Source organism: Polynucleobacter aenigmaticus (assembly GCF_002206635.1).
Classification (GTDB): Bacteria; Pseudomonadota; Gammaproteobacteria; order Burkholderiales; family Burkholderiaceae; genus Polynucleobacter; species Polynucleobacter aenigmaticus.
The window spans coordinates 23299-47613 of record NZ_NGUO01000012.1; the positions used below are offsets into that span (position 1 = coordinate 23299).

Consider the following 24315-nt stretch of genomic DNA (forward strand, 5'->3'; position numbering starts at 1 on the left):
CAAAGAACATGCACAACCTAGACCAAGCCTTCGCTAATCCAGCACTCATTGCGAATGAGGGCTATCAAGCGCCTCATAATTTCCTGATAATGGGATTGGGGGAGTCTGGCTATGCAATGGCTAAGTGGTGTTTGCGTAACGGCGCAAAAGTAAACCTAGTTGATACACGCGATCGTGAAAATCTGAATGAACGGCAAAAAGCATGGCTGAGTGATCTGGAATTTGCCGGGCTTAAAGATATTTACTTTGGCACTCTTGATGGCATTAATTTAAAAGGTATTGATGTTATTGGAATAAGTCCTGGCTTATCACCAGTACAAGAGCCAATAGCCTCTTTCTTGGCTACGGCACAAGAGCTAAGCGTTGACATCTGGGGGGAGATGGAATTCTTCGCCAGAGGTATTGCTGCGTTAGATAGGATGGCTCAAGTAGATAGCTTGAAATACAAACCTGCAATATTGGCGATCACTGGTACTAACGGAAAAACAACAACGACTGCATTAACTGGTCAATTGTGTCAGCGTACTGGCAAGCGCGTTGCTGTTGCTGGAAACATTAGCCCTGCTGCTTTAGATAAATTCATGTCCTGCTTGGATGAGGTAGATCAAATCTCAGATATGCCCGAGATTTGGGTGCTTGAGCTCTCTAGCTTCCAATTAATCTATACAAGTACTTTTAATGCGACCGCTGCGACAGTATTAAATATTACGCAAGATCATTTGGATTGGCATGGCGATATGCAGGCCTATGTGGATGCAAAGGCAAATATCTTCAGGCAAGACACTATCTGCATCTTGAATCGAGATGATTCCTTGGTCATGGGTTTGCTCTCTGAAGAGCAAAAAGCCAATAGATCAATCATTACATTCGGTACTAGCCGTCCGGATGAGCAAGGTGCCTTTGGTATTGAACATGATTTACGTGCCGGTGGTATTGACTGGCTAGTATGGGCTGAAGTAGATGAGGATTTTGAGCCTCAACCAAAGCGCCGCCGTAAAGCCGTCGTTGTAGAAGATGAGCCATTAAGACTTAGGCGTTTGATCCCTGCTGATGCCTTGCGTATTCGTGGTCGTCACAATGCCTTGAATGCATTGGCAGCGCTCGCCCTAGCAAGATCGGCTGGCTTGCCAATGAATATGTTGCTCCATGGTTTGCGTGACTATCACGGTGAGCCTCATCGCGTTCAAAGTGTGGCGATTGTGTCGAACGTTGAATATGTAGATGACAGCAAGGGTACCAATGTAGGGGCAACAGTTGCAGCGTTGAATGGTTTGAGTGCCAATGAATCAGGCAAGCGAATCTGGTTGATTGCCGGCGGAGTAGGTAAGGGTCAGGACTTTAGTCCTTTGCGTGACCCTGTAATGCGATTTGTAAAAGGTGTCTTTTTAATTGGTCAGGATGCTCCAATCATCGCTGATGCTTTGGCGGATTCTGTTCCTTGCACTTTGAGTGAGACTATACAAAACGCAGTAGCCCAAGCTGCTAAACAAGCTCAGTCTGGCGATATTGTTTTATTGTCACCGGCCTGCGCTAGCTTTGATCAGTTTAGTGATTACGTTGCGCGTGCCGAAGCTTTTGTTGCAGAAGTTCAAGAATTAGGAATGCAGTTTGAAGGAGTCCATGCATGAATTTGAGGGAAAAACTCTTTCCTGAGAATCGTTTGGGCCTTGGCCGTTTCTGGAATTTCTCCAGAGGCGGAATAGATAACTTCCGTAGCGGCTTGAGAGATGCAGTATCTGGTGTAGAGCAGACTCGGTCACGCATGATGGATTACGACCAGTTATTAGTTTGGGCAGTGCTGTCTTTGGCGCTCATTGGTTTGGTGATGGTCTACTCTGCATCGATTACTTTGGCTGATGGTCCTAAGTATGCAAACTACAGTAGTAATTACTTTTTGATTCGTCATGTGATTTCTTTGTCGATTGCCATCGGTGTTGGCATTTGGACATTCAAGATCCCAACTAAAGTTTGGTATCGCTACTCACCAGTGATTTTTGGTTTTACGGTACTGCTATTAATTGCAGTACTCATCCCCGGTATAGGTAAGGGCGTAAATGGCGCCAAGCGTTGGATTCCATTGGGCCTCATGAATTTTCAGCCATCAGAATTAATGAAATTTGCTGCCATTATTTTTGCGGCAAGTTATACAGTGCAGCGCCAAGAATATCTTCATTCCTTTGTTAAGGGCATGTTGCCGATGGGTATTGCCGTTGCATTAGTTGGCGGCCTACTAATGGCTGAGCCCGATATGGGTGCGTTCGTAGTAGTGGCCTTAATTGCCTTTGGAATTTTGTTCTTAGGTGGCATTAACGCCAAGTTATTTGGTGGCTTGATCGTGGTTGGTCTCATGAGTGGCGCAATCATGATTGCCCTCTCACCATTCCGTCGAGGACGGATGCTGGCATTCATGGATCCATGGCAAGTAGATAACGCTGCGAACAAGGGTTATCAGTTAACCCATTCACTCATGGCATTTGGTCGTGGTGAATGGTTTGGTTTAGGTTTGGGTGGTAGTGTTGAAAAACTCCACTATCTACCAGAGGCTCATACAGACTTCATCATGGCCGTAATTGGTGAAGAGCTTGGATTTGTAGGTGTGGTGGTGATGATCTTCTTGTTCTATTGGATCGTGCGTCGCGCATTCTTAATCGGTCGCACCGCATTGCAATTAGATCGAAGCTTTGCCGGTCTTGCCGCTAAAGGTGTAGCAATTTGGATTGGCTGGCAGGCTTTTATCAACATGGGTGTGAACTTAGGCCTGCTTCCTACTAAAGGTTTAACTCTTCCATTGGTGAGTTATGGCGGATCTGGAATCTTGATGAATGCAGTCGCGGTAGCAATGCTACTGCGTATTGATTATGAAAACCGAATCTTGATGCGTGGAGGCAAGCTGTAATGAAGCCCTCCATCCTAATCATGGCTGGCGGTACTGGGGGGCATATTTTCCCTGGTCTTGCTGTTGCCGAATATTTACGCATTTGCGGCTGGAAAGTATCTTGGCTCGGCAATCAAAACGGTATGGAATATCGCTTAGTGAAAGCTTGTGATTTCCCATTTGAGGCGGTTGATTTTGGTGGTCTTCGTGGCAAAGGCATTAAAGCCAAGCTGATGCTGCCGTTTAACCTCATAAGAGCAAGTTATCAGAGCTGGAAAATCATGCGTCGCCTAAAGCCCAATGTGGTGTTGGGTATGGGCGGCTACATTACTTTCCCTGGCGGCTTGATGACTAAGCTATTGAAAAAGCCATTAGTTTTGCATGAGGCAAATTCAGTAGCGGGCAGTGCAAACCGCGCCTTAGCAAAAATTGCAATGCGTACTTTGACTGGCTTTCCAGACACGATGGCACATGCTGAGTGGGTTGGCAATCCAATTCGGGAAGAGTTTGAAGCGGTAGGTAGCACTTCTGCACGTTACGCAGAGCGCTCTGGCCCTCTATCGATTCTGGTTGTTGGTGGCAGCTTAGGTGCCGCCGCTTTAAACGAAGCTATTCCAGCAGCGCTAGCGTTAATGGATCCAGGGGCTCGTCCTCGCGTAATTCATCAGGCGGGCGATAAGCATCTGGCGGAGCTACAGAAGCGTTATGCCGAGTTGGGTGTAGAGGCTGATATTCGCCCATTTATTGATGACATGCCAACTGCCTATGCTCAAGCAGACCTGGTGATATGCCGCTCCGGCGCAATGACAGTCTCTGAGATTGCAGCATGTGGTGTTGCATCCTGTTTGATCCCATTTCCTTATGCGATTGATGATCATCAGACTGCAAATGCACGCTTTTTATCGGATGCAGATGCAGCGATTCTTTTGCCGCAACCAGATCTCAATCCGCAGGACCTAGCTTCTATGATTCAAAACTTTAGTCGCCAAGATTTGCAGGCAATGGCTGAGCGTGCACATGTTTTAGCTAGACCTCATGCAACTCAACGCGTTGCTGAAGTATGTGCAGATTGTGCGGGAGTGGGAATATGAAAAATATCGTTCAGCAGATTCATTTTATTGGTATCGGCGGCGCAGGCATGAGTGGCATTGCTGAAGTGCTCCTGAACTTGGGATACCAGGTATCTGGATCTGATTTAGCGGAAGGTGTGGCAACTAAACGTCTGAAAGAGTTGGGTGCAGTAATTCATATTGGACATGATCCAAAGAATATTGGTACCGCAGAAGCGGTAGTGATTTCTACTGCAGTTACTGGTAATAATCCGGAAGTGCTAGCTGCACGTGCAGCAAAGGTACCTGTTATTCAGCGTGCCGTCATGCTCGGCGAACTTATGCGACTAAAGCAGGGTATTGCGATTGCAGGCACTCATGGCAAAACTACCACCACTAGTTTAGTGGCTTCAGTGTTGGCTGAGGGTGGTCTAGATCCTACTTTTGTCATTGGTGGAAAATTAAATTCTGCAGGTGCTAATGCGCGCTTAGGTCAGGGTGACTTCATTGTGGTTGAGGCTGATGAGTCTGATGCTTCCTTCTTGCAGCTCTTCCCAGCTATGGAGGTGGTAACCAATATCGATGCTGATCATATGGATACCTATCAACATGATATGGCGAGACTAAAACAAGCTTTTGTGCAGTTTATTCAGCGTATGCCTTTTTATGGTGTTGCAGTTCTGTGCATCGATGACGCTAATGTGAGAGATATTATTCCGTTTGTATCGCAGCCAATATTGCGTTACGGCCTATCGGAAGATGCCGATATTCGTGCGAGCAATGTGCGTGCTGAAGGCACTCGTATGCACTTCACAGTTGATCGCAAAACAGTTCGACGTCATGGTAATGTGCCGGGTCCATTAGAGGTGCAGTTGAATTTGCCAGGACTTCATAACGTTCGCAATGCATTAGCTGCAATTGGCATTGCAACTGAATTAGGTGTTGGCGATGAGGCAATCGTGAAGGCCTTATCTGAATTTAGTGGTGTTGGTCGTCGCTTCCAGAAATATGGTGATCTTCCTTTGGCGGCAGGTGGTAGCTTTACTTTGATTGATGACTATGGGCATCACCCAGTAGAGATGGCTGCCACCTTAGCTGCCGCGCGTGGAGCCTATCCAAATCGTCGCTTGGTATTGGCATTCCAGCCCCATCGATTTACACGGACGCGCGATTGCTTTGGCGAATTTGTCCAGGTCCTTAAAAACTTTGATGCACTGGTTTTGACGGAGGTATACCCAGCTGGCGAAGCCAAGATTCCAGGTGCGGATGGCCAGAGCCTCATGAAGGCTGCTCTTGCATCCGATAAGACTTTGAAAGCTTCCTTGGATAGCGCGGCAGTAGCATTTGCGCCAACTGTAGCCGAGATGCCGGAAAAATTAAGCGCCTTATTACGTAATGGCGATGTATTGATCACGATGGGCGCTGGCTCAATTTCAGGCTTACCTCATGCATTGGCGGAGGTGAAGCATGTCTAATCAGAATGTACAAATGAGTTCTTGGGGCGAACGCGTGAAAAGCGATCTTGCCAAACTGGATGTGAAGTCTCTTGGCCGAGTAGGTGTGTTGCTGGGCGGTCTTTCTGGTGAGCGCGAGATTTCATTAATGTCTGGAACTGGAGTTTTAGAGGCATTGCTTTCTAAAGGTGTTGATGCGCATCCGTTTGATACAGGATTGCGTTGCCCAACTGAATTAGCAAAAGAAAAATTTGATCGCATCTTCATCACACTGCATGGACGTTATGGTGAGGACGGTACGATTCAAGGATTACTTGAGCTTTTAGGTTTGCCTTACACCGGCAGCGGTGTATTAGCTTCCGCTTTAGCGATCGACAAAATAGCTACTAAGCTTGTCTGGCTAAGTAGTGGTCTTTCGACTCCAGAGTTCCAGGAGTTGAAGGCTGATAGCGACTGGAATGCAGTAGTGAAGCACTTAGGTCTGCCATTGATTGTCAAGCCCGCCCATGAAGGCTCCTCCCTGGGGTTAACTAAGGTTAAATCCGTTGAAGAGTTACCTGCCGCCTTTCAGCTTGCTGCGGCGATGGATAAAAAAGTGATAGCAGAGAGTTGCATCATTGGTGATGAGCTAACTTGCCCATTAGTTGGCTATGGCAATGATGCCGAAGCATTGCCAGTGATTAAAATTATTCCCCCGCAAGCCAATTATGATTTTCACAATAAATATTTCTCCGATGAGACAAAATATTTATGCCCAACTGGCTTGGCACCCGAAGTCAATCTTGCTGTACAAGAATTAGCCTTGGCAGCGTATCGTGCGCTCGGATGTAAAACTTGGGGTCGTGCTGATGTCATGCTGGATCAAAAAACCGGCAAACCATATCTCTTGGAGATGAATACTTCCCCTGGAATGACCTCACATTCTTTAGTGCCTATGGCAGCTAAAGCAGCTGGTATTGAGTATGCAGAATTAGTGCTCTGGGTGATTAGTCAGACCCTCAATAGCAAAGGGCCCCTGTAATCATGAGCCGGATAAGTTCCTTCCTTGGTGGATTTGGCGAAGTATTTGCTTCGCTTGCATCTCCACTTTGGAATTATCCAGAGCGGATGCAGAAGTTGAGTCGTTTCTTGATGCGCTGCTTTGTGCTCATGGTTTGTGTTGGCATCTTAATTTGGCTAAGTCAGCGCCCAGTATTTGCTTTGCGCCAAGTGATGATTGAGCCGGTCGTTGGGCAAACATTGAAGCATATTAATAAGCCTGTGGTGAAGCAGCAGGTATTAGAAACAGTTCAAGGAAACTTTTTCAGCGTGAAGCTGGAAGACGTTAAACGTGGATTTGAGTCCATGCCTTGGGTGCGTCATGCGAACGTTCGTAGAGTTTGGCCTAACGGATTAATTGTGAGTATTGAAGAGCAAAAGCCCTTTGGCACTTGGGGTGGGGTTGATAGCCATACCCTCATGAATACTCATGGTGAACTATTTGCAGGCCGTGTTTCTGATGTGGGTGACGGAATTCAGTTGATTGATTTTCATGGGCCAGAAGATGCTAGCAAGGAAGTCATGCGCTTGTATGAAAAAGCGAATGCTTGGTTTAAGCCTTGGGATGCTGAGGTGAAGAATTTGACCCTGTCTGAGCGTTATGCCTGGCACGTCAAGCTCTCGAATGGCATGAAGGTTGAATTTGGCAGGGATGAAGAGAATTCAGACAAGACCTTAACTGAAGATCGTGTAGCGCGCCTCTTTAAGTATTGGCCTCAGGTTCAAGAGAAATGGGCTAATCGCGTAGATGCAATTGATCTTCGCTATGCAAATGGTTTTGCAGTGCATCTTGCTTCGGCAGGTTTGAAAAAGAATGAAGTGGATGGCAAAAAAAGTGAGCAGAAGCAATGAGGAATGAGAATGAGTAAAGATAACCGCGATTTATTGGTCGGATTAGATATTGGAACCTCTAAGGTGGTTGCTTTGGTTGCCGAATTGGCACCTGACGGTCAATTTAATGTTGTTGGTGTTGGACAAACTGCATCTAAGGGGTTGAAGAAGGGCGTTGTTGTCAACATTGAGGCAACGGTTCAATCTATCCAGAAGGCGCTTGAAGAAGCAGAGGTCATGGCCGATCGCCAGATCGTTCAGGTATTTACGGGTATTGCTGGAAATCACATCGTGAGTTTTAACTCTAGCGGTATGGTGGCAATTCGCGATAAAGAAGTGAGCGCGGGGGATGTCGAGCGCGTCTTAGAAACTGCCAAGGCAATTAACATTCCAACGGATCAGCAAATTCTGCATATTCTCGTTCAAGAATTCATTATTGATGGACAGGAAGATGTACGAGAGCCAATTGGTATGAGTGGCTTGCGACTTGAGGTGAAAGTGCATATCGTCACTGGTGCGGTAAGCGCCGCACAAAATATTGTGAAGTGTGTGCGCCGTTGTGGACTCGAAGTCAATGATCTCATTTTGCAACCGCTGGCATCTAGCTTGGCTGTATTAACTGATGACGAAAAAGAGTTGGGAGTAGTTTTAGTTGACATTGGCGGTGGCACAACAGATATCGCAATTTATTGCCAAGGATCCATTCGTCATACAGCGGTGATTCCGATTGCCGGCGATCAAATTACCAATGACATTGCAATGGCATTGCGTACCCCAACGATTGATGCGGAAGATCTCAAGATTCAATACGGTATCGCTCGCCAGGATATGGCAGATCCCGCCACCATGATTGATGTACCAGGTGTTGGTGATCGCGAACCGCGGCCAATGTCTAAGCAAGCCTTAGCTGCGGTGATCGAGCCACGGGTTGAAGAGTTATTCACTTTGGTACGAGGTGTAGTACGTGATTCTGGTTACGAAGATATGGTGTCTTCAGGGATCGTGCTGACCGGTGGAACCGCTTTAATGCCTGGAATGGTTGAGCTTGCTGAGCAGGTGTTCTTGCGTCCAGCGCGTATTGGCACCCCTGAATATCGCGGGCACTTACATGAAGTTTTACGTAGCCCACGATTTGCTACCAGTATCGGTTTATTAATGGAAGGTCAGGCGCAGTTGTTGCGTGGCCGTCGAGTATCTCAATCAGGCGCACTACAAAGTGTTATCTCGCGCATGAAGGAATGGTTCGCAGGAAATTTTTAAGTTTTTTTCGTCGTCGTCAATGTAGTACGTTTATTACCTAGGAGGGTATATGGAATTTGAAATGTTAGATCAAGAAACAGCTGGCAAAACCATCATTAAAGTGGTTGGAGTTGGCGGTGCAGGTGGTAATGCAGTTCAACACATGATTCGTCGTGGAGTTAACGGCGTAGAGTTTATTTGCATGAACACCGATGCTGGCGCTTTACAGCGTTCTGAGGCATCTGTGAATTTGCAACTAGGCTCTAGCGGACTTGGTGCTGGCGCAAAACCTGAAATCGGTGCAGCTTCTGCCGAAGAAGCGCGTGCTCGTATTGCAGATACATTGCAAGGTGCACACATGGTGTTTATCACTGCTGGTATGGGTGGTGGCACGGGTACTGGTGCTGCACCAATCGTAGCCCAAGTTGCTAAAGAAATGGGTATTTTGACTGTGGGCGTGATTAGTAAGCCATTTGACTTTGAGGGTGTAAAACGTCTCAAGGTTGCAGAAAACGGCGCCGCTGAACTCGAGTCCTACGTTGACTCATTGATCGTAGTGCTCAATGAAAAGCTCTTTGAAGTCATGGGTGAGGATGCTGAGTTTGATAAAGCCTTTGCTTGCGCCGATGATGTTTTGCATAACGCTGTTTCAGGTATTGCAGAAATTATTAACGTACAAGGTTTGATCAACGTCGACTTTGAGGACGTGAAGACTGTAATGGGTGAGCAAGGCAAAGCGATGATGGGAACGGCAACAGTTTCCGGCATGGATCGTGCGCGCTTAGCTGCTGAAGCCGCAGTTGCATCACCATTGCTCGAAGGTGTTGATCTGTCCGGTGCACGTGGCGTATTGGTAAACATCACTGCTAGTCGTTCATTGAAATTGTCTGAGACTCGTGAGGTCATGGCTGCAATTCGTGGCTATGCTGCTGATGACGCTACCGTAATTTTCGGTACTGTCTATGACGAGACTTTGGGCGATGCATTGCGCGTTACTGTTGTAGCAACTGGATTAAATAATCCACAAGCACGCCAAAGTCATCAGCCAGAAGTCGTCTGGAGACAAGCTACTGGTACGCATGACGCAATGCCAACAATGGCTGACTTAAACAGTTTTGCTCCTGCTAGCGCATCTGCAGCAATGAGCAAGGTAGGTTTAGATTCAGCTTTGAGTACGAGCGCTGGCTTGTCAATGATGGGTGCAGGTAGCGCGCCTTCAATGGCTGCCAAACCAGCAACTAGTGGTGTTGATTACAGTCAATATGATTTGCCACGCGTATTTCGTAGTTCGCGCGAAGCTACACCAGCCCCTACGTTAGGTGCTGATAGCTCACCGCAGGCTAAATCCATGTTGGATAAAGGGGCTGATTATTACGAGATTCCAGCCTTTTTACGCAAGCAAGCAGACTAAACCACTGCTCAATACAATAGGTAGTTGCAAAATGCCAGCGCGGCGCCCCTCCGGACGACGAATCCCGCGCTAGCGTTGGCATACTTATGACAACTATTTATTAATTGGAGATCTTATGATTGCAGTCGGACAAAAATTACCAAACGCCACTCTCTATGAGTTTTTAGATGAGGCGACTGAAGGCTGCACCATTGGACCTAATGCTTTTGAAGTTGAAAAGCTTGCTGCTGGTAAAAAAGTAGTGATCTTTGCGCTGCCAGGTGCATTTACGCCAACCTGCTCTGCAAAGCATGTCCCAAGTTATGTTGAGCACTTTGATGCTATTAAAGCAAAAGGTGTTGACGAGATTTGGTGTATTTCAGTCAACGACCCATTTGTTATGGGCGCCTGGGGACGCGATCAAAAAGTAGGAAACAAGATTCGCATGCTGGGTGATGGCAGTGCCGAATTTACTAAGAAACTGGGCTTGGAATTAGATTTGACTGCTCGTGGTTTTGGTGTTCGTTCAGACCGTTATGCCATGATCGTTGAAGATGGCGTTGTAAAAACCTTAGATCGTGAAGCTCCTGGCAAGTTTGAAGTAAGCGATGCTGCTTCAGTATTGAAGAAGCTTTAAAAAATTATTCCTGAATTTAGATGAGACCATGATGAAGCAACGCACAATCGCCACACCGATTAAAACCGTGGGGATTGGCTTGCACTCTGGGCGCAAGGTGACCTTATCAATCAAGCCTGCGCCAGTAAATTCAGGAATCTTATTTGTACGTGTAGATACGCCGGAGCAATCCGTTGTTCCGGCTACCGCATTGGCTGTATGCGACACCCGTCTTGCCTCGGTAATTCAAAAAGACGGTGTACGCATTTCCACTGTGGAGCATTTGCTCTCCGCTTGTGCGGGTTTAGGACTTGATAACTTATTAATTGAGTTAGACGGCGAAGAAGTGCCCATCATGGATGGTAGTGCCGCCTCATTTTTATTCCTCATGGAATCTGCCGGCATTGCTGAGCAAGACGCAGCGCGACAATTTTTGGTGATTAAAAAGCCGATTGAAGTGCGAGAGGGTGACAAGCTTGCGAGATTAGAACCATTCTTTGGTTATAAGTTGGATTTCACAATCGACTTTAAGCATCCGGCAGTAGATAAGACAGGGCAGCGTTTTGTAGTGGACTTTGCTGAGCATGCTTATCGTAGTGAAATTGGTCGTGCACGCACCTTTGGCTTTGCGCACGAGGTTGAGGCATTGCGAGAGATGGGTTTAGCGCGCGGCGGAAGCTTGGATAACGCGATTGTGCTTGATGAGCACCGTATCTTGAATAACGAGGAACTGCGTTATGAGGATGAGTTTGTTCGCCACAAGATTTTGGATGCGATTGGGGATCTCTATTTAGTGGGACATCCCATTGTTGGGTCATATGTCGCTGAAAAATCAGGTCATGCCCTCAATAACGCCCTTTTGCGCAAGCTCCTAGATGATCCTAGCTCTTACGAGATTAGTAGTTTTCCAGAAAATAAGGCTCCTGCGGCCTATTCCAAAGAGAGTCAACCCCTCTTTTTCTAAAACCCTCTTCTGAGGATTTAATAATCTTTATTTGGGTTTGCTTTGAAGAAGGCGCTCAACTGCCTTGCGTAAGTCAGAATCCGGGGCTAATTTTTCAACCAAAGACTCCCAAGAGGCTCTCGCTACCGCATTAAATCCTTTTGGTTTCGCCGTTTCTTGATGCCTCTCTCTAGGTTTAATTTCCCAAGTAGGTGGTGCAGGCTTGAGGCGTACTTTAATAGCCGTACAAACGACTCCTTTTTTAGCTAACTCATTGATTAGACTTGGTAAAACTTGTTGAAGGCGGGTAGCAATGCTCGCGCCACTGACCAATAAAAAGAGCTCATTTTGGCCTCCGGAACGCCATCCAGCCTCAATTTTTGAGGCCAGGTTATCCAAATCAAGTTCAAACAGGGCTGCTTTCAGAGCAATTCTGAGTTTGGCAAGATCTTCTGTTTTTGCCAAAATTCCCCCAAGTCCCTCAGAACCCCGTAGGTAGTCCAGCAACTCATGGGCAGCTTGCGTACGATTGGGTTTAGGGGCAAAGTTCATATAAAAAAGGGCGCGGGTGATAAACTCAAGGTCTTAATTTACTTCAATATCCCATGGTAATCGGTCTTCTTAAAACCCTGGTCGGCAGTCGTAACGACCGCCTCTTAAAACAGTATCGCAAAGTAGTTGCCAAAGTTAGCGCTTTCGAGTCTAGCCTGCAAGCTTTGGATGATGCAGCACTGCAAGCAAAAACTGCTGAGTTCAAGTCGCGTTTGGCTGCAGGTGAGGCATTGGACGATCTAGCGCCGGAAGCTTTTGCAGTGGTTCGTGAAGCCAGCTCACGCGTTATGAAGATGCGCCATTTTGATGCGCAGATGATGGGTGGTCTTGCATTGCATCAAGGCAAGATTGCTGAAATGGGCACTGGTGAAGGTAAAACTTTAACCGCAACACTTCCCGTATATTTAAATGCATTAATCGGTAAGGGCGTTCATGTCATTACGGTAAATGATTATTTGGCGCAACGTGACGCTGAGTGGATGGCTACTCTTTATAACTTCTTGGGTATGAAGGTTGGCGTGAATCTATCGCAAATGGATCACACAACCAAGCAAGAAGCATATGCCGCTGATATCACCTACGGAACCAATAATGAATTTGGTTTTGATTATCTGCGCGACAACATGGTTCAAGATTTGGGTCAACGCGTACAACGTGGCCTAGCTTATGCGATTGTGGATGAGGTGGATTCCATCTTGATCGATGAGGCGCGTACACCACTAATCATTTCTGGTCAGGCTGAAGATCACACTGATTTATATATCAAGATCAATGCATTGCCGGCTTACTTAGAGCGTCAGATCGGCGAAGAAAAATCCGATGGTACTGGTGTTGAAAAGCCGGGCGATTACTGGGTTGATGAAAAATCCCAGCAGGTATATCTAACTGAGCGCGGGCACGATAAAGCTGAGACAGTTTTGGTCGAGCTTGGCGCCTTAAATGATGGTGATTCCTTATATTCTCCGCAAAATATTACCTTGATGCACCATGTATATGCCGCCCTACGTGCACATACTCTATATAAACGTGATCAACAATACGTAGTGCAAAACAATGAGGTCATCATTGTTGATGAGTTCACGGGACGTTTAATGCAGGGGCGTCGTTGGTCAGATGGCTTGCATCAAGCTGTTGAGGCTAAAGAAGGCGTGCAGATTCAGAATGAAAATCAGACGCTAGCAACGATTACCTTCCAAAATTACTTCCGTATGTACGGCAAGCTGGCTGGTATGACTGGTACTGCTGATACTGAAGCCTATGAGTTCAAGGAAATTTATAACCTTGAGACTGTAGTCATTCCGCCAAATCGCATTAGCCAAAGAAAAGATCGTCAAGATCAGATCTACAAGACTTCGCGCGAGCGTTACGACGCAGTCATCAAAGATATCGAAGATTGCTATCAGCGCGGTCAGCCGGTGCTAGTTGGAACAACCTCCATTGAAAACTCAGAGTTGATCGCTGGTTTGCTTGATAAGCGCGAGTTACCGCATCAAGTCTTGAATGCAAAACAACATGCCCGCGAAGCTGAGATCATTGCTCAAGCTGGTAGACCGAAGATGATCACCATTGCTACCAATATGGCTGGTCGTGGAACAGATATCGTATTGGGTGGCAACGTTGCCAAACAATCTTCCTTGATTGAGGCGGATGCAGAGCTTTTAGATGCAGATAAGTCTAGCAAGATTAAAACCTTGCAAGATGAGTGGCAAAGTCTGCACGATCAAGTATTGACTGCTGGCGGATTACATATTATTGGTACAGAGCGTCACGAAAGTCGTCGTATTGACAATCAATTGCGTGGTCGCGCAGGCCGTCAGGGCGACCCTGGCTCTTCCCGTTTTTATCTTTCCCTGGATGATTCTCTGTTGCGTATTTTTGCTGGAGATCGTTTGCGTGCAGTCATGGATCGCCTCAAAATGCCAGATGGAGAACCTATCGAAGCTGGTATGGTGACTCGTTCCATTGAGTCTGCACAGCGCAAGGTTGAAGGTCGAAACTTTGATATTCGTAAGCAGTTATTGGAGTATGACGACGTTGCCAATGACCAGCGTAAAGAAACCTACCGCTTAAGAAATGAAGTTCTAGAAAGTGCTGATGTTGGTGAGTTAATTGCCAATTTACGTGAAGATGTCTTGCGTACTATTTGTGCGTTGTATGTTCCTCGTGAGTCGATGGAAGAGCAATGGGACCTAGTAGGACTTGAGAATGTATTGGCTAACGACTGGGGCTTAACTATCGACCTGAAAAATTGGGTTGAAAGTGCCGCATCCATGGATGATGAGCAGATTGTTGAGCGCGTATTAGAGACTGCAAATGAGGCTTATGATGCAAAAGTCGAGCTCTCAGGTCGCACCTCTTTTGCTGGATTTGAGCGCTCTGTTTTACTTTACAGCCTAGACACCCATTGGCGCGAACATTTGGCAGCTTTGGATCATTTGCGTCAAGGAATCCATTTGCGTGGCTATGCCCAAAAAGATCCAAAACAAGAATATCGTCGCGAAGCATTTGAGTTGTATGGCGAGCTGCTGAATGTCATTAAGAATGATGTTGTTAAAAGCATCATGACAGTGCAGATTCGTAGTGCAAGCGAGCTGGATGAAGCCTCCGAGTCGATCAATGAAGATTTGGCTAAGCTCGCTGACGTGCAGTATCAGCATGCAGACCCGGAGCTTGAAGTAGCTGGCTCAACAGGTGATCGTGGTGCAGCAATTGAAATTGCTCCTGCCCCGATGCGCGCCGGACCAAAGGTCGGTCGTAATGATCCTTGTACGTGCGGCAGTGGCAAGAAATATAAGAACTGCTGTGGGGCCTTGGCGTAATTAAGGCTGTGACTTCAAATGGCGGTACAAAGTATTTCTACTAATTCGCAATAGCTTGGCTGCAAGACTGATATTCCCATTGGTCTTCTCCAATGTTTTCTGAATTGCCATTCTTGAAAGTTGCTTGAGAGCTCCGGTTTCAATCAAATCCTCTGCTAGATTTTTGGATAAATCCTTGCCGTTGGGCTCTTGATACTCATGAGAGTGGCCATCATACGACTGACTCAAATTTGTTTTGAAGAATAAAGATTTTGAGCAGCGTGTTCTTATTGCATGAATCTTGCCACCATCTTTTTTCGCGCAATCAAATAGTTGGCCTAATGAGATATCTAGGATTTGCTGAATCTTGACTACCCCAATATCAAGAGCATTCATTTCTAATAGGGATAACGCAACTCTATCAACCCCTAAAACGGTGCCACTTTCATCAACCCCAATCATTCCCTCACCTATGGACCCCAAGCCTTCTGGACTATTGTGAATCCTGAGGACTAAGGCGTATTGAAATTCATTGGCAGAAAATAATTGTTTTTCTAGGGAGTGAACAGTTGCCTTAACTAGGCCAAGGGTATGGGGATGGTGCGTGCTTTTATCCGTCGAGATATTTAGTACGCCGCTAATTTTTCCATCTGGTTCAAAGATGGGGGCTGCAGTACAACTCAAAAAGCCATTGTTTTCTAAAAAGTGCTCTGATCCATTTACCGAGACTGCTACTCTATCTACCAAGGCTGTACCGATTGCATTAGTGCCTCGATGCTTTTCAAGCCAAGATGCGCCTGTTTTTAGCAGTACTCGATCAGCTTTAGAAATAAATTCTGCATCTCCAACGGAATGCACAATCACTCCCTGGTGATCTGAAAGTATGATTACGCCACCGCTACCAGACATCAGGCCATGTAAATAGTGCATTGTTGGTTTGGCTAGAGCAATTAAATCGCGTCGCTGTTCAATGCGAGTTTGCAATACTTGCCCACTTAAAATGTTGTCAGGCAATTGTTTTTGATATGCATCCAAACCAGATTGCAGACATCTTTGCCAAGAGCGATATACCGTCAATCCTAATTGGGCCTCAAGAGCATTTTCAGGCAGGTCTCCGTGAAGAAGCCAGCTTCTTCTGATATCACGGAGATTGGAAACTTTCATCTTGTGCCTACAAAAAGTTAGAGAACCACTATATAAACAAATTTATTTTATTGAATGAGGCAATACCCTTAATCATGGTGTTGAAACTCGAGGGTGTTACATAAATGAACACTTACCTGTTTTATTTCTCAGGAATTACCCTCGCTTTCAGCTCTTTTAAGGATATTTAAAAAATGCTGCACTGCATTTGATTGAATAAGTTTTCAGCTTGCGACACAGTATCTCTAAGGCCATTTTTGAAAGAAAGAAATGGCATTTCTTAAGCACCTTAATAGGAGAAGATTTTGATCTACGCAGCCCCCGGCGCTCAAGGCGCAAAAATTCAATACAAAGCTCGATACGATAATTTCATTGGCGGCAAGTGGGTGGCGCCAGTGAAAGGTCAGTACTTTGATGTGATTACCCCAATTAGCGGCAAGGTCTACACACAGGCGGCTCGTTCTAGTGCGGAAGATATCGAATTGGCTTTAGATGCAGCACACAAGGCTGCTGATGCATGGGGAAAAACATCCCCAACTGATCGCGCAAATGTTCTATTGAAGATTGCGGATTGTATTGAGGCTAACTTGGAGCTACTTGCTTATGCTGAAACGGTGGATAACGGCAAAGCGATTCGTGAAACCTTAAATGCGGATATCCCATTAACCGTTGACCACTTTAGATATTTCGCTGGTTGTGTGCGTGCGCAGGAAGGTGCTTTGTCGCAAATCGACGAAACCTCTGTTGCGTATCACTTCCAAGAGCCTTTAGGCGTGGTTGGCCAGATCATTCCATGGAATTTTCCAATCTTGATGGCAGCTTGGAAGTTAGCTCCTGCCATAGGTGCTGGTAACTGCGTAGTGTTAAAGCCAGCAGAATCCACTCCTGTTTCTATCTTGGTTTTGGCCGAGTTGATTGCAGATATCTTGCCTCCTGGCGTGCTGAATATTGTGAATGGCTATGGCCGTGAAGCGGGTATGCCTCTTGCAACTAGTAAGCGGATTGCAAAGATTGCCTTTACAGGCTCTACTTCTACCGGCCGAGTCATTGCTCAAGCTGCGGCAAATAATCTGATACCTGCTACTCTGGAATTGGGCGGCAAGTCACCGAATATTTTCTTTGCAGACGTTATGGATAAAGATGACGGATTTTTAGATAAGGCGATTGAAGGGTTGGTGTTATTTGCCTTCAATCAGGGTGAGGTATGTACTTGCCCATCTAGGGCTTTGATTCAAGAGAGTATTTATGACAAGTTTATGGAGAAGGTGCTTAAGCGAGTAGCTGCAATTAAGCATGTAAATCCACTAGACACGGATAGCATGATGGGCGCACAAGCCTCCAAAGAACAATTGACCAAGATTCTTTCTTACTTGGATTTGGGTAAGCAAGAGGGCGCGGAAGTATTGATAGGAGGTTCACAAGCTCATTTAGATGGTGATCTTTCAGGCGGCTACTATGTACAGCCAACTCTATTCAAAGGCCACAATAAGATGAGAATTTTCCAAGAGGAAATCTTTGGACCAGTCTTGGCAGTGACCACCTTTAAGGATGAAGCAGAGGCATTAGAAATTGCCAATGACACACTCTATGGTTTGGGGGCTGGGGTCTGGGCGCGCAATGGAAATGTTGCTTATCGTATGGGTCGTGCTATTAAGGCTGGTCGCGTATGGACCAATTGCTACCATGCTTATCCAGCCCATGCAGCCTTCGGTGGATACAAAGAATCAGGCATCGGTAGGGAAACTCATAAAGTCATGCTGGATCACTATCAACAAACTAAGAATCTATTAGTCAGTTACAGTGAATCCAAATTGGGCTTCTTCTAACTGGAGAAGTTCGTATTTTCATCAAAGGGCGGAGCAATCCGCCCTTTTGTGTAATTTAGTCTCCCGAGGAAAATGGCGATGGTAGAGCGTGTAATTGCTACAGATGAGGCACTCGCACTAATTAGGCAGCTGCAAGCCGAGCATGGTCAGATCATGTTTCATCAGTCTGGTGGGTGTTGTGACAACAGCGCTGCAAATTGCTATCTACCAACAGACTTAACCATTGGACCTTACGATATTCAGTTGGGTGAAGTGGGGGGTGTGCCATTCTATATAGGTAAGCTCCAGTATGAATACTGGAAACACACCCAATTGATTTTGGATGTGATTGAAGGGCAAGGAGGAACTTTTTCCCTTGAAGGCTCGACAGGAAAAGCATTTCATACCCGCTCACGCCTCTTTACCGATGAAGAGTGGGCTTCGATAGAGGCTCAGGTGCTCTCTGATTTAGCTTAGGTTTAGTCTGGAAAGGCCATCTCGGTAGGGCTTTAGGCTTCCGAGTTATTCCTAAAGGTCTCCTCTACAATCGTCAGACTATGACAGTTAACCTACCCCTCCCAAAAAAAGACCAATTGAAGCCAGTTAAAGGTTTTCAGATGGGTATCGCAGAAGCCGGTATTAAGAAGGTAAATCGCAAAGATCTCCTGGTGATGACTTTAGTCCCCGGCTCCCAGGTTGCAGGTGTATTTACCTTAAATCGTTTCTGTGCTGCACCGGTTCAGGTCTGCCGAGAGCATCTAGCTCAGGATGGCGCTAAAGGTGAGATTCGTGCCTTAGTAGTGAATACCGGAAATGCTAATGCGGGGACTGGTGAGCAGGGTATGAAAGACGCCTTGGCAACTTGCGCTGCGCTAGCAAAAGAATTGAAATTGAACCCTGAGCAAATCCTGCCTTTTTCTACAGGCGTAATTTTGGAGCCGCTGCCGATAACTAAGCTCATTGGCGCCTTACCTCAGGCAGTTTCTAATTTGGGTGAAGATCATTGGTTTGACGCCGCAGAGGCGATCATGACAACCGATACGCAACCTAAAGCTACATCTGTCACAGTACAGACGCCTGCAGGCGTAGTCACCATCACTGGTATCTGTAAGGGCGCTGGGATGATTCATCCGAATATGGCGACCATGCTGGGCTTTATTGCAACGGATGCTGGTTTTGTACCAGGTCTGTTAGCTTCCTTGACTCGTGAGATTGCTGATCTTTCATTTAATGCCATTACGATTGATGGTGATACTTCAACCAATGATTCTTTCATCATTATGGCAACCAGCCAATCGTCGGTAAAGATTGAATCTGCTGATGATCCTAGTTATGGCCCAGTGCGGGTGGCCTTAATCGACCTTGCTCGCAAGCTAGCTCAAATGATCGTGAGGGATGGTGAAGGTGCGACTAAATTTATTACGATTGATGTGCAGGGCGGCAAGATGGAAGAAGAGTGCCGATTAGTGGCTGAAGCAGTAGCTCACTCCCCCCTGGTGAAAACCGCCTTCTTTGCTAGTGATCCTAATTTAGGTCGCATCCTGGCGGCTATTGGATATGCCGGCATTACCGATCTTGATGTTGGCAAAGTACAAATGTGGCTTGGGGATGTATGGGTTGCTAAGAATGGTGGTCGCAATCCCGACTATCAAGAGGCTGATGGCCAAAGGGTTATGCAGGCAGAAGAAATTACCGTCAAGATTGATTTGGGTCGCGGATCGGCACAACAGACCATGTGGACGTGTGACTTATCGCATGAATACGTTTCCATTAACGCTGATTACCGCTCATAGGAAATTGTGAAATGAATGAAAAACTAGAGCAACTCTTAAATCACCTTGAAACATTTTTACCAAAACAGTTAACTGAAGAGCAATGGAAGTCTTCAACTGCTTTTAGATGGCGTCGTCGCGACAGCATCTTTGGCAGTATTGGATTTCTGCAGCCAGTCAAGCATGTGTCAGACATTAGCTTTGACGACCTGAAAAATATTGATCGTCAACGCGATGCTATTCGTGACAATACAAAAAACTTTATTCAGAAGAAGCCGGCTAATAATATTTTGCTAACGGGTGCGCGAGGCACAGGAAAGTCCTCTCTGATTAAGGCAAGCCTGCATGAGTTTGCCTCCCAAGGCCTACGCTTAGTCGAAGTTGAAAAAGAACATTTAGCTGATTTGGCCGACATTACTGATCTACTGGGTGATCGGCCAGAGCGCTTCATTATTTTTTGTGATGATCTTTCATTCGAAGATGGTGAGTCTGGCTATAAGGCGATGAAGTCAGCATTGGATGGCTCGGTATCTGCCCAAGTCGATAATATTTTGATTTACGCAACCTCAAACCGTCGCCACCTCTTGCCTGAGCATATGAAGGATAACCTGAGCTATTCTCATAGCGATGATGGCGAGATACATCCAGGCGAAGTGGTGGAAGAAAAGATTTCTCTATCAGAGCGCTTTGGGTTATGGCTTTCTTTCTACCCGCCAAAACAAGATGAGTATCTTGAAATCGTTGCTCATTGGTTACGCCATTTTGGCTTAAGTAATGCACAAATAGAAAGTGCACGAGCTGAGGCATTGGTCTGGGCATTAGAGCGCGGCTCACGCTCTGGGCGTGTGGCTTGGCAGTTCGCTAAGCATTGGGCTGGCTCACATAGTGCTTAAGCAGTGCATCTTTAATGAATGAATCCAATCGCCCCATAACGGAAGTTGCCGCTGGAATCTTGCTGGACGCCGAAGGGCGCTATCTTTTAGGTCAGCGTCCAGAAGGCAAGCCTTATGCTGGCTACTGGGAAGTTCCGGGCGGCAAAATTGAAAGTGGCGAATCCGTATTTGCAGCACTTAAACGCGAGTTACGGGAAGAGTTGGGGATTGATATTGAGTCTAGCGAAGAGCTAGTTGTTTTAGAGCACGACTATCCCCATGCTTATGTTCGCTTACATGTCAGCATCATCCGAAAATGGAGTGGTGTACCTGAAGGATGCGAGGGGCAGTTACTGTCTTGGCAAATACTTGGAGATGCAATTCCAACGGTTGAACCTTTATTGCCAGCGGCATGGCCAATGCTGGAAAAACTCAGACTACTAAAGGTTTAGAGCTGGCAGAGGGTGAGTCTAAATGGCGCATCCTCATTGAGGATCTGAGGTTTTTTATCACGATCCGCCTTCAGAAAACGAATGGATAGTAGATATTTGTTAGCGCTGATCTCAGAGAAGAGAGAGTCATCTTCTACAGCAATGCGCATTAATTGATAAACTTTACCGGATGGCGCTTGTTGATAAGCGCCTTGATGCGCAACAACATCTTTTGCTTCGCCAGATTGACGTAATAAGCGTAAGAAAATTTGACAAGCCTCATGCCACGGCAATAGTGGCGCCACGTATTTTTCTAGTAATTCTCTGCGCTGAGTCGAGGGGGTATTTTTCCAGGCATGGTAGCTCGGTAAATCGATTGGGCTTGTCCCACCAGGAATATTTAATCGAGTACGAATAGCATTAAGCCATTCACTTTCACTAATGATGGCATTCGGCTTTCCCATAGACTGATTAATATTGAGGGCGGCTTTATCAATTTCAGCTAGCGTTTGTGTGAGCGCCTCTTGATCCACTTTTTGAGAGGACCTCAAGCCATTCAAAGTGTATTTTTGACGCTCGAATTCTTTGAGTAGCAAAGACTTAATGTCGCCTCGAGAACCAATATCACCTAAATCGAACAACATGGTAATCGCATTGTGGTGTAGCTCAGGGTCGTCGGAACGAAGGAAGTGATTGAAGCGGGCGAACAAATACTCCAGCCGAAGCATGCTTCGGACTAATTCGTTGAAGGGGTATTCGTAGACAATCACAAGCCTATATTCTATGACGAACTCAGAGGCTCTTCCTAAATTCTGAGTATTTTTTGGTGCAGAATTAAAACCTCTGGTTTGAGTTCATCCAGGCTACCCTGATTTTGAATCACCGCATTAGCGGCGGCCAGGCGAGTATCTCGGCTGGTTTGCGCTTTAAGGATATTTTCCACCTCTGAGCGGGTCATATTGTTGCGGTGCATCACTCTTTCTATTTGGGTTTCTTCTGGGCAATCCACCACCACAAGGTAGTCAATAAGTTTTGTCCATGACCCCGATTCAATTAAAAGAGGAACAACAAAAACAAGGTAAGGCACCCCCAACTTCACGAGCTCAAAAGCCTTTTTAGCAGTTTCTTGTCGAATCAAAGGGTGGGTAATTTGCTCTAGGATTTGCCTGGCCTGGGGATCTTCAAAGACTAAAGTGCGCATTTTCGGGCGGTTTAGGGCGCCTTGAGCATTAATAAATTCAGCCCCAAATGCCTTGGTAATCAATGGAATGGCCTTACCACCAGGAGCAGTAATTTGATGAGAGATCAGATCCGTATCGATAATCCCAGCCCCGAGCGCTCCCAGCAAGTCGCTGATTGCGGTCTTTCCAGACCCAATGCCACCGGTTAAGCCAATTAAGGGGATTACCCCTTTCAAAGCTTTTAGATCAGCCTGGGCAGAATCAAGGTTGGAATGAGTTGAGGCCATAACAACTCAATGATGCCAGCAATAGCTAAAAAGGGGCCAAAAGGAAAGGCTTGATGGATTTGGTGACGATTCCATTTGAGCCAAGCGAAGCCACCAAGAAGTCCTGTAATAGAGGCTATCAGGAGCAAGCTCGGGAGGGCTCCCCAGCCAAGGCAAGCACCCAAGGCTGCCAAGAGCTTTGCATCTCCCATACCAATTCCGTTGCGGTGCTTGAGTAGGCGATAGCCAGCATTTAATGTCCAGAGTGATCCGTACCCCAAGGTCGCCCCGATGATTGCGGAAGACGGCGATGTAAGGCGGAGCTCAGAGGCCCAGTTAAAAATAATGCCTAAGATAATTAGGGGAAATGTGATCGCATTGGGTAGGCGAAATGTGCGCCAATCTATATAGGCCAAGTACAGCAAAGCCAGTATCAATATGGATTTAATTATCCAGATGCTTATCTTGGGGTCCACTAAACGATTTGTTCTATATTGAAGATGGGTAGATATAGGATTATGACTAAGTTGCCAATGATCGCCCCCACTAAAAGAATGCGTGCGGGCCCCAGGCTTTGGCTTAAGGTATTGAGTTGATTACTCAGTTGTGAACCTAAGGGGGTGGCACGCTTATTTAACGTCTCGGCTAATCCGCCACTTTCAGCACCGATATGCAGTAGCTCGTTCAATCTTGATTCGGTTGGGTAATGGGTCGGTATAGTTTGACGGTTTTGACACCATGCTCATCAAACTGAACGATTTCCATGACTACGCCAGCAATCCGAATACTTACATCGTAATCAGGGATAGCTTCTAGTTTTTCCAAGATAAGACCATTTAGGGTGCGCGGCCCATCTAGCGGGAGATCTAGTTTAAGGAGGCGATTTAAGTCTCGCAATGAAGCAGTTCCACTAGCTAGATAAGTCCCGTCTGCTAGCCAGCGGGGATCATTAGAGAGATTAGAGAATGAGGTTGTGAATTCACCGATCAATTCTTCGACAATATCTTCAAAAGTCACTAGACCAAGCACTTCACCATATTCATTGACCACTAGACTTAAGCGCTGTTGGTTATCTTGAAAAAATTGCATCTGTTGCAGAACAGGTGTTCCGCTTGGAATAAAGTAGGGTTCATTCAGCAGAGATCGAAAGTCTTTATGGTGTAGTTCTTCATTGCCCAGCAATGAGAGTACTTTTTTTACAGAAAGTATTCCAATAATGCGCTCAGAGTCACCATCGCAGACTGGTAATTTATTGTGATAGCAAGTTTCAAGTTGTTGCACAACCTCATCAATCGGCCTAGAGATATCGAGTACTTCAATCTTTGAGCGAGGTGTCATCACATCATCCACCAAGATATTTTCCAGGTTAAATAGATTCAGCAAAATGTTGCGATGGTGGGTCGAGACAAAGCGATTGGATTCAAGAACCAAGCTGCGCAACTCTTCTTTGCTCATCACTCTATTTTCAGTAGAGGTCTGCAACCCAGAAACTCTCATTAATCCAGACACAAAGTTGTTGATAAACCAAAGTAGGGGCTTTAGTACGAAGGTGAGGGGGAGAATGATCCAGCCAACATTACTAGCAATTTTTTCTGGAAAGGCTGCTCCAATGACTTTCGGTGTGATCTCACTAAAAATAATGATCAGTAAGGCAACTACTAGGGTGGCAATCGATAGCACCAAGCCGCTATCTCCAAAAATATGGAGCGCAATGCCAGTGACCAAAATTGGCAGGATGGTATTGATGAGGTTGTTTGAAATAAGCAGCACTGATAACAGTGAATCAATGCGCTTCAATAGTCTTTCGGCAAGGGCGGCTCCAGCATTTCCACCATTAGCCATCGCGCGTAAGCGATGACGATTGGAAGACAGCATGCTGGTTTCGGCCATTGAAAAAAAGCCGGATAGTGCGAGTAAAAATAGGACTAGTGCGACTTGCCCAATAAAGGGCCAATCATCAAAAAAAGTGTCCATTAGTTATGCCTACGAAGAATAAGGAGCAACCAATATAGCAAAGTGCGATTTCACTAGCTATAGGTGTATTGGAAATGGGCATGAAT

23 protein-coding genes are annotated in these 24315 nt (G+C 46.1%); 16 read left to right on the plus strand and 7 right to left on the minus strand.

Features of this window, described 5'->3' with window-relative positions; genetic code table 11:
- Nucleotides 1-8 precede the first annotated feature (8 nt).
- From murD to lpxC, 10 genes are all read left to right on the plus strand, one after another.
- Nucleotides 9-1628: a UDP-N-acetylmuramoyl-L-alanine--D-glutamate ligase gene (gene murD / locus CBI30_RS08255; protein ID WP_088527830.1), complete on the plus strand. Its 1620-nt coding sequence runs from the start codon at nucleotides 9-11 to the stop codon at nucleotides 1626-1628.
- Nucleotides 1625-2896: a putative lipid II flippase FtsW gene (gene ftsW / locus CBI30_RS08260; RefSeq protein WP_088527831.1), complete on the plus strand. Its 1272-nt coding sequence runs from the start codon at nucleotides 1625-1627 to the stop codon at nucleotides 2894-2896. The genes murD and ftsW overlap by 4 nt, the downstream gene beginning before the upstream one ends.
- Nucleotides 2896-3966: an undecaprenyldiphospho-muramoylpentapeptide beta-N-acetylglucosaminyltransferase gene (murG, locus tag CBI30_RS08265; RefSeq protein ID WP_169711266.1), complete on the plus strand. Its 1071-nt coding sequence runs from the start codon at nucleotides 2896-2898 to the stop codon at nucleotides 3964-3966. The genes ftsW and murG overlap by 1 nt, the downstream gene beginning before the upstream one ends.
- Nucleotides 3963-5399: a UDP-N-acetylmuramate--L-alanine ligase gene (murC, locus tag CBI30_RS08270; protein ID WP_088527832.1), complete on the plus strand. Its 1437-nt coding sequence runs from the start codon at nucleotides 3963-3965 to the stop codon at nucleotides 5397-5399. Before murG ends, murC begins: the two co-directional genes overlap by 4 nt.
- Nucleotides 5400-5412: 13 nt before the next feature.
- Nucleotides 5413-6399: a D-alanine--D-alanine ligase gene (locus tag CBI30_RS08275; RefSeq protein ID WP_088527871.1), complete on the plus strand. Its 987-nt coding sequence runs from the start codon at nucleotides 5413-5415 to the stop codon at nucleotides 6397-6399.
- A 2-nt stretch (nucleotides 6400-6401) separates the two neighbouring features.
- A complete protein-coding gene (locus CBI30_RS08280; RefSeq protein ID WP_088527833.1) occupies nucleotides 6402-7268 on the plus strand; it encodes a cell division protein FtsQ/DivIB in 867 nt (288 codons plus the stop codon).
- A 9-nt stretch (nucleotides 7269-7277) separates the two neighbouring features.
- Entirely contained in the window at nucleotides 7278-8507 is a 1230-nt protein-coding gene (ftsA, locus tag CBI30_RS08285) for a cell division protein FtsA (RefSeq protein WP_088527834.1), read from the plus strand.
- Between the two features lie 49 nt (nucleotides 8508-8556).
- Nucleotides 8557-9897, plus strand: a complete 1341-nt coding sequence (gene ftsZ, locus CBI30_RS08290) for a cell division protein FtsZ (RefSeq protein ID WP_088527835.1) — start codon at nucleotides 8557-8559, stop codon at nucleotides 9895-9897.
- 115 nt (nucleotides 9898-10012) lie between these two features.
- Nucleotides 10013-10513: a peroxiredoxin gene (locus tag CBI30_RS08295; protein ID WP_088527836.1), complete on the plus strand. Its 501-nt coding sequence runs from the start codon at nucleotides 10013-10015 to the stop codon at nucleotides 10511-10513.
- A 28-nt stretch (nucleotides 10514-10541) separates the two neighbouring features.
- The gene (gene lpxC / locus CBI30_RS08300; RefSeq protein ID WP_088527837.1) at nucleotides 10542-11456 is read left to right on the plus strand and encodes a UDP-3-O-acyl-N-acetylglucosamine deacetylase; all 915 of its coding nucleotides are present in this window, start codon (nucleotides 10542-10544) and stop codon (nucleotides 11454-11456) included.
- Nucleotides 11457-11483: 27 nt separating this feature from the next.
- On the opposite strand, the gene CBI30_RS08305 is transcribed toward lpxC, so the two are convergent.
- Complete coding sequence (locus CBI30_RS08305; protein WP_088527838.1) at nucleotides 11484-11987, minus strand: hypothetical protein; 504 nt, start codon at nucleotides 11985-11987, stop codon at nucleotides 11484-11486.
- 53 nt (nucleotides 11988-12040) lie between these two features.
- Here CBI30_RS08305 and secA point away from each other — a divergent pair, with 53 nt between their 5' ends.
- Complete coding sequence (gene secA, locus CBI30_RS08310; protein WP_088527839.1) at nucleotides 12041-14806, plus strand: preprotein translocase subunit SecA; 2766 nt, start codon at nucleotides 12041-12043, stop codon at nucleotides 14804-14806.
- Here the strand turns inward: secA and CBI30_RS08315 are convergent, their stop codons facing one another.
- Nucleotides 14807-15949: a sigma-54-dependent Fis family transcriptional regulator gene (locus tag CBI30_RS08315; protein WP_088527840.1), complete on the minus strand. Its 1143-nt coding sequence runs from the start codon at nucleotides 15947-15949 to the stop codon at nucleotides 14807-14809. It abuts the gene before it with no gap.
- 284 nt (nucleotides 15950-16233) lie between these two features.
- Between CBI30_RS08315 and exaC the strand changes: the two genes are divergently transcribed.
- From exaC to CBI30_RS08340, 5 genes are all read left to right on the plus strand, one after another.
- Nucleotides 16234-17754: an acetaldehyde dehydrogenase ExaC gene (gene exaC, locus CBI30_RS08320; protein WP_088527841.1), complete on the plus strand. Its 1521-nt coding sequence runs from the start codon at nucleotides 16234-16236 to the stop codon at nucleotides 17752-17754.
- Nucleotides 17755-17832: 78 nt separating this feature from the next.
- Nucleotides 17833-18210, plus strand: coding sequence for a DUF779 domain-containing protein (locus CBI30_RS08325; protein WP_088527842.1), 378 nt, complete (start codon nucleotides 17833-17835; stop codon nucleotides 18208-18210).
- A gap of 80 nt (nucleotides 18211-18290) precedes the next feature.
- Nucleotides 18291-19526 carry a bifunctional glutamate N-acetyltransferase/amino-acid acetyltransferase ArgJ gene (gene argJ / locus CBI30_RS08330; RefSeq protein ID WP_088527843.1) on the plus strand — a complete coding sequence of 412 codons (1236 nt, stop codon included), beginning with the start codon at nucleotides 18291-18293 and terminating at the stop codon, nucleotides 19524-19526.
- Between the two features lie 11 nt (nucleotides 19527-19537).
- Nucleotides 19538-20398: an ATP-binding protein gene (locus CBI30_RS08335; RefSeq protein WP_088527844.1), complete on the plus strand. Its 861-nt coding sequence runs from the start codon at nucleotides 19538-19540 to the stop codon at nucleotides 20396-20398.
- Between the two features lie 14 nt (nucleotides 20399-20412).
- Entirely contained in the window at nucleotides 20413-20829 is a 417-nt protein-coding gene (locus CBI30_RS08340; RefSeq protein ID WP_088527845.1) for an NUDIX domain-containing protein, read from the plus strand.
- Here the strand turns inward: CBI30_RS08340 and zapD are convergent.
- From zapD to CBI30_RS08365, 5 genes are read right to left on the minus strand one after another with little or no spacing between them, the layout of a single operon-like run.
- Nucleotides 20826-21578 carry a cell division protein ZapD gene (gene zapD / locus CBI30_RS08345; protein ID WP_088527846.1) on the minus strand — a complete coding sequence of 251 codons (753 nt, stop codon included), beginning with the start codon at nucleotides 21576-21578 and terminating at the stop codon, nucleotides 20826-20828. The genes CBI30_RS08340 and zapD overlap by 4 nt on opposite strands.
- 35 nt (nucleotides 21579-21613) lie before the next feature.
- Entirely contained in the window at nucleotides 21614-22276 is a 663-nt protein-coding gene (gene coaE, locus CBI30_RS08350; RefSeq protein ID WP_088527847.1) for a dephospho-CoA kinase, read from the minus strand.
- The gene (locus tag CBI30_RS08355) at nucleotides 22231-22731 is read right to left on the minus strand and encodes a prepilin peptidase (protein WP_088527848.1); all 501 of its coding nucleotides are present in this window, start codon (nucleotides 22729-22731) and stop codon (nucleotides 22231-22233) included. Before CBI30_RS08355 ends, coaE begins: the two co-directional genes overlap by 46 nt.
- A complete protein-coding gene (locus CBI30_RS08360; RefSeq protein ID WP_240553547.1) occupies nucleotides 22731-22943 on the minus strand; it encodes a type II secretion system F family protein in 213 nt (70 codons plus the stop codon). Before CBI30_RS08360 ends, CBI30_RS08355 begins: the two co-directional genes overlap by 1 nt.
- Complete coding sequence (locus CBI30_RS08365) at nucleotides 22940-24229, minus strand: HlyC/CorC family transporter (protein WP_088527849.1); 1290 nt, start codon at nucleotides 24227-24229, stop codon at nucleotides 22940-22942. The genes CBI30_RS08360 and CBI30_RS08365 overlap by 4 nt, the downstream gene beginning before the upstream one ends.
- Nucleotides 24230-24315: the final 86 nt, after the last annotated feature.